At 45.6% G+C, this 6,463-nt stretch carries 5 protein-coding genes and 1 pseudogene; 3 read left to right on the forward strand and 3 right to left on the reverse strand.

The genetic code is table 11. From position 1 onward, the window contains the following. The coding region (locus B9T16_RS24375) for a carotenoid biosynthesis protein (protein WP_410245989.1) at positions 1-414 on the forward strand (414 nt) is incomplete at its 5' end. A 295-nt stretch (positions 415-709) separates the two neighbouring features. Here the strand turns inward: B9T16_RS24375 and B9T16_RS24380 are convergent. Then, positions 710-2,503: an iron uptake porin gene (locus B9T16_RS24380; RefSeq protein ID WP_410245990.1), complete on the reverse strand. Its 1,794-nt coding sequence runs from the start codon at positions 2,501-2,503 to the stop codon at positions 710-712. Between the two features lie 710 nt (positions 2,504-3,213). Further along, a complete protein-coding gene (locus B9T16_RS24385) occupies positions 3,214-4,077 on the reverse strand; it encodes a Tab2/Atab2 family RNA-binding protein (RefSeq protein ID WP_006619953.1) in 864 nt (287 codons plus the stop codon). Between the two features lie 113 nt (positions 4,078-4,190). Between B9T16_RS24385 and smpB the strand changes: the two genes are divergently transcribed. After that, entirely contained in the window at positions 4,191-4,658 is a 468-nt protein-coding gene (gene smpB, locus B9T16_RS24390) for an SsrA-binding protein SmpB (RefSeq protein WP_317269474.1), read from the forward strand. 26 nt (positions 4,659-4,684) lie between these two features. Beyond that, positions 4,685-6,091 (forward strand): class II fumarate hydratase, encoded by a 1,407-nt coding sequence (gene fumC / locus B9T16_RS24395; protein WP_410245991.1) that lies wholly within the window; start codon positions 4,685-4,687, stop codon positions 6,089-6,091. Positions 6,092-6,123: 32 nt separating this feature from the next. On the opposite strand, the pseudogene B9T16_RS24400 reads toward fumC, so the two are convergent. Continuing rightward, positions 6,124-6,463 (reverse strand): annotated as a pseudogene (locus B9T16_RS24400) (Uma2 family endonuclease); the annotation flags it as partial.

The following is a 6,463-nucleotide window of genomic DNA, read 5'->3' on the forward strand; positions in this document are numbered from 1 at the left end:
GATTTAGTCCTAGACCCGGCTATTGGTCAAGCACCTTTTCCGTTTTGGCAATTTCAAGATGTAGGGGAATTTTTCGGAATGCCCTATCGTAATCTTACGGGATGGATGGGGACGGGTTTGGTGTTTATGACGGTGGCGGCGGTTTTATGGAGAAGTAAGCCGATTGTTTTATCTCGATCTGTGTTGACTCTACCTTTACTGGTGTATTTGACTAACTTTAGCTTTGGGGCGGTAATTACGGTGGTGGCTTTAGATCCTAAGTTTCTACTACCGACTCTATTAAGCGTATTATTTGGTGTGATTCCGGCGATCGCTTTATGGTGGACTGCAATCGGACCAGATATGGCTACCTTAGAACCGGATTCTGAATCGCCGGAGGTGGCTGATTCTCCTATGAATGCGATCGCTAAATAACCCCAGGCGATGATGATTGTGGTCGGTGGCTTTCCTATGACAATTTAGGATTAACCCCCGACCCATTTTGTGATTTAGTCAAAAATCTACCCTAAATGGCTCTATCCGTTATTAGACGATGGTTAGAGCCATTTACTATGGTGAGCAATGTTGAATAATTAGTCAAGTGTATAGCAAAAGAAAACCATTTAAATAATAATAGGCGATCGCCATAGATTTGTCAACGGCCTAGGGGGGTGAGGAGAAATTCAAGAATAGTCCGTCCCCCCAGGCTAAGAAAATGAGCGAGAAACTGCTAGAAACGGAAAGTGGTTCTGAGAGTCCCTACGAAAATATTAGCATTGTGGCTATTGTGATCAGGGTTAGTGACGACAAAGAAGCCGGGAGTGATGGAAATGTAGTCATTGAAGGCATAGCGATAGAAGGCTTCAATATGGAAGGAAGTATCGCGGTCTTCCAAAGCTCCCCGGTCGTGGTTCGTAACTTTGGGGGGCATTCCGATAATAATACCACCCAAATCTCCTTCGCTGAAGGCATCGGGGAAGCCCATAGTGACAGCCCAGTTAAGAATTGTCGCACTATCACTGCCATTTCTTTGTTGATGAGCCCAGGTAGCACCAAACCAGCCACCTAACTGGAATTTGTCAAGGACGCGCCAGTTAAATTGTAAACCTAAGTTATCGCTGCTGGTGGCATTGTTTCCAAAGGGACGCTCAGAAATCCAGCTTCCTGTGCCGCCAGCAATATTCACGTCTTCAGTGCTAAAATACTTGCGGGCGTACTCGACGGCAAAAGCGAGGTTTCGATTGGGTTCATAAACTAACTGAGCGCCAGCGCTATTGCTACCATTAAATAAGCCATTGCTTTGGGTAGCATCAGAAGCATTACCGGCTAAATAAGCTAGATTAAGTTTAAAGCGAGGTTGACTACCAAAGGTGAAGTTAGCGCCAGCACCTGCACCACCGGGCCCTCGAAATACGGCGGGGTTCCGTCGTCCAAACCGAGAAATTGATCCGGCGGAGGCACTTTCAAGGGGTGAGAGTACATCAAGAATATTGTCTATTCCCAGAGCATTAGCGCCTACCCAGAAGCGGGCTTTACCATCAAAAGCGGGGAAACGGTAGTTTAGATCATCTAGTCGGAAACCATTGCTCCTGCCGTCAATGGAAGTGCGAGCCATTAATGTATTATTAAGACCAAAACTTCTCAGGTTGGGAATGTCTACGGCTTCTAAGCGAATTCTCAGCCTGTCTCGACCGCTAAAGCTGCTATCAAAGTTGAGACGGCTGCGGTAGCCGAGATAGGTTTGGGTGGGGTCATCACTGGCTCGGCCAAAGGGTCCCCCTGCTACATTATGACGAGAGCGATCGCCAAAGCTATCTCCTGCCCAAAATACTACTTCGCCACTAAGTTTGGTGGTGGTTGAGAATTGGTTAGCTTCTAATTCGGCGGTTCTGGCTTCTAGGGCATATACGCGACCCCTTAAAGTGGCTAGTTCTGCTGCAAATTCTTCCTGTAGTCGTTGGATAACTGCTAGGTCTTCACGAGTTACGAGATTAGCTACAGAAGCGGCAATTAGTTCATTAACTCGCTCTAAACAAGCATTTAAACCAGCAGCAAACTCAAAACGAGTCATGGCTCGGTTTCCCCTAAAGGTTCCGTCGGGATAACCTGCGATACAGCCATAGCGCTCAACTAAGGACTGTAGGGCTTGGAATGCCCAGTCTGTGGGTTGCACGTCTGACAACTGGGAAACAGAAGTTACCTGTTCCATGGAGTCTTCTAAGCCACTGTATTGGTTGATTTGCTCGATACCTAAGATGGTGATTTCTGGATCGGTTTCTGGCTGTGTTTGAGCTAATTCTAGGGGTTGGCTTGGGGGTTCGGATTGATGGGCGATCGCCAGATTAGACTCTGGGCTGATAGAGTCTTCTATGTCTTCAGTAGTTACGGGAGCTACTTGAGATGTAATGTCAAATTTAGTGGCTATTTTTTCTGTGGCTAAGGCGGAACCTGCACTTAGAAGCAGGGCTGCACCCACCAAGCTGGGACTGTGCTTGAGGGTCTTCCAAAGAATTTTGTTTGTCATTTCTAATCTCACACCAACGCAAAAACATCTGAAAATGGGTTAATGGCTGTAGTTCTTGGGTCACTACACCATTAATTGAGAGTTTTTCTACAGATTGGGGTTGTCTAATTACTTAGAAACCTTTTCCAGTAAGCATCTGAACCCTTTAAATCATGGATAGGGCTCTGGGTATGGCTCTGGGAACCAATTGCAAATGACTCTCTTTAAGATGTTTATATCATGAAAGTTAATTTTTCAAGCTAATGATTCTCAATTAGTTGACAGCCTTGGCCCAGCCTTGGCAAATTAGTTAAGTTTAGCTAATGTATGGCTGCGAATAGTTTTGATTTTCCAAAGAATGTTAAGAATTAATAAGTTTTTATTGATAACTTCTATCAAAAGATTGAGGAGATGATGGGGGTTTTGGTATGGTGTAGGAAATGGCTCCCAAGGGGTGATTGTGTCTATATGCAAAAAAAGAGGCGGAAACGCCTATTTTTACGGGGTTTAAAATATTTGGTGGCTAAAATTTCAAAATAGCGATGCACCTGTAGGGGCGGGTGCTAAATCAGCCAGGGGAAAAACCCACCCCCGGAGAAAAAGCGATCGCCTAAAATGGGCATCTTGACAAAAATCAGATTGTATGTATAGAGGTTGGGATGTTTTCGGGGTGAGTGGGAGGGGAGGGGGGATAATCGATAAGATTATCATCCCCCTCCGGGGTAATGAGATTAGAAGTCTAACTGCTGAAGCATCCAGAAGCCAGCAAAGGACTCGGAATTAGGGTCAGACTGAATAGCCAAAAAATGCACATTTTTAGCGGAGAGCTTGGCTTGTTCAAAATTCCGGGCTTCGGTCTGGGTTTTAGAGTCGGTGAGGTTAGCCAAAATCCAACTCTCATTTTCCCCGGTTTCCAAAATCAGGCTAGGGCGGGGAGTTTCCAGGAGTCGCAGAAAAGCTAACTCTAACCCAGACATCCAGGCGGCTAGGGGTATGGCGCGGGTAGAGAAAATAATCAGACCGGGAACGAGTGTTTCGGGAGATAGCCCCATCATGGGTAAACTGAAGGCTTCGCCAAAGCCGATATCCCATTCAGGCATATCTTGAAAGGCGGCGGCTTCTAAAGAAACGATCGCCCACTGTTCCCCCTGAAGTGCATCTGGTAGGGGCTGAGGTTCACCGGAGACAAACTGCACTGAGGGGTTAGTTCCTTCCTGATAGTTAGGATAGGTGGGATAAACTTTGTCGATGCGTTCTTGTAGCCACTGAAACAGTGTATAGGTGCGACGACTAGCTGATGCGGGGATATCTAACCCTTCAGCAGCTTTAGAGATCATATTCGCCATGGGACGGCGGAAAAAACGAATTTTTGATGGTGGTAATGGTGCTTGAGCGATCGCTTCTTCAATAGCTCCCTGCAACCAGATAGAGTTAACCTGGGTACTGGGACAAAATTGTGTATAGCGGAATAGAGACTCAGGGCGCGATCGCACATCCAGGGGGGTTTCACAGATAATCACCTCCCATACTTTTTTTCCGTCTTCGTCCCGCAGCGGACGACTGTAAAAATCCAGTTCCCAAATCGTTCCCTTCATTGGATGCTAAAAACTCGCTATGTATACTAAACTCAAACTTCTATTGTCCCATTAAAATGATGGTAACAACAAGGTTGTTCAATTAACCCTGGTTCATGGTACAATGATGAGTTATGAGTAAAGACAGTAACGGATACAAAATCCTCACCGATAACCGTAAAGCTCGCTATCTGTACGAGATCCTAGATACCTACGAAGCCGGAATTGAACTGAAAGGCACGGAGGTTAAGTCGATCCGGGCGGGTCGTTCTAATTTGCAGGATGGTTATGCGTTGGTGCGGGATGGAGAGGTGTGGCTGATTAATGTTCATATCTCCCCTTATGAGAATACGAGTAATTTCTTTAATCATGATCCGCGCCGTACCCGAAAGTTGTTGCTACATCGCAAGGAAATTAATAAGCTGATTGGACAGGTAGAACAAAAGGGCCTGACCCTGGTTCCTCTGAGAATGTATCTGAAACGGGGACGGGTTAAGGTGATGATTGGACTGGCGCGAGGTAAGAAGTTGCACGACAAGCGAGAGACGATCCGACGCAGGGATGACGCGCGGTCTATGCAACGCGCACTCAAGCAGTTTTAATAGATAATGGACGGGGAACTTAGGCGATGAATCAGGATATGGATGCTAATATGCGAGTTGAACGCGATAGCATGGGGGAAATTCAGGTCCCCGACGATCGCTATTGGGGAGCGCAAACTCAGCGATCGCTTCATTATTTTTCTATTGGTACTGATTTAATCCCCCCAGAGGTGATCGCGGCTTTTGGTATTCTCAAAAAGGCGGCGGCGTTGACTAATCAAGAGTTGGGAAAACTGCCCCTAGATCTGTCAGAATTGATTATACAGGCGGCGCAACAGGTAATTGAGGGTAAGTTATCGGAACATTTCCCCCTGCGGGTGTGGATGACTGGAAGCGGTACTCAATGTAATATGAATGTAAATGAGGTGATTGCTAATTGGGCGATCGCTTCTGTGGGCGGAAAAATGGGCAGCAAAAACCCTATTCATCCCAATGACCATGTTAATATGTCTCAGTCGTCTAACGATACATTTCCGACGGCTATGCACATCGCAGCAGCTTTGGCGTTTCATCAGCGCCTAATTCCTAAAGTCCGAAAAATGCGAGATGCTCTGGCTCAGAAATCCGCAGAATTTAACGATATTGTCAAAATTGGTCGCACCCATTTACAAGATGCTGTTCCCCTGACTTTAGGACAGGAGTTTTCCGGCTATGTGGCACAACTAGATGCCGACCTAAAACGCATTGAGATGGTTTTACCTGATTTGTATGAATTAGCTATTGGTGGAACCGCTGTAGGAACCGGATTAAATGCGCCGCCTGGGTTTGCGGAAAGGGTGGCGGAACACATTGCCGAAATGACCTGTTTACCCTTTGTTTCAGCACCCAATAAATTTGCGGCTATGGCGGCTCATGATGCCATAGTTATGGCGAGTGGTGCGTTAAAAACTTTAGCCTGTTCTTTGATGAAAATTGCCAATGATATTAGATTTTTAGGGAGTGGCCCCCGCTGTGGTTTAGGCGAATTAATTTTACCCGAAAATGAACCGGGTTCTTCAATTATGCCGGGAAAAGTAAACCCCACCCAATGCGAGGCTATGACTATGGTAGCGGTTCAGGTAATGGGGTATGATACCGCTATTAGTATGGCGGGTTCCCAGGGTCATTTTGAGTTAAATGTGTTTAAGCCAATGATGATTTTTAACCTGCTACAATCGGTTAATATTTTGGCGGATAGTTGTAATAACTTCACAGATTTTCTGTTGGTTGGTTTACAGGTAAATCACCGTAAAATTAACAGCTATTTAGAACAATCTTTAATGTTGGTAACTGCTTTAAGTCCTAAAATTGGCTATGACCGAGCCGCAGAAGTCGCTCATTTGGCTTTGGAGAAGGATGCGACCTTAAAGCAGATTTGTGTCGAATTAGGCTATATTTCGGCGGAAGAATTTGACCAAGTTGTGGTTCCTAGTAAAATGGCACATCCTCATTAATTGAGAGTTAATGTAAACCGACTTTCTAAAATCTATGATTCCTCAAGCTGCTGACGCACCTCATTGATAGATAACCCCAATGCTACAGAAATTTGCTCTACTGTCAATCCCATATTGTCTAATTGAGCAATAGCTGCTAAACGCGCCTGACGTTCTTTTTGTGCTTCCAATTGAGCCTGCTGTGCTAACTCTTCGGCGCTCAAATAACGTCTCCCGTATTGGTCAAACCAAGACAGGATTTCTCGGTCAATACCACCTACTGTAGCTTGAGTTCTACCGATTCCTAAACCGATTTCTGGTAGCCAGTAGGGTTCCCCGCTTTGTAATTGGTACTTACCATCTATTTGTCGATAAATCTCGANGGGTTTATGG

It is taken from the genome of Arthrospira sp. PCC 8006, from assembly GCF_046480465.1.
Lineage (GTDB): Bacteria > Cyanobacteriota > Cyanobacteriia > Cyanobacteriales > Microcoleaceae > Limnospira > Limnospira platensis.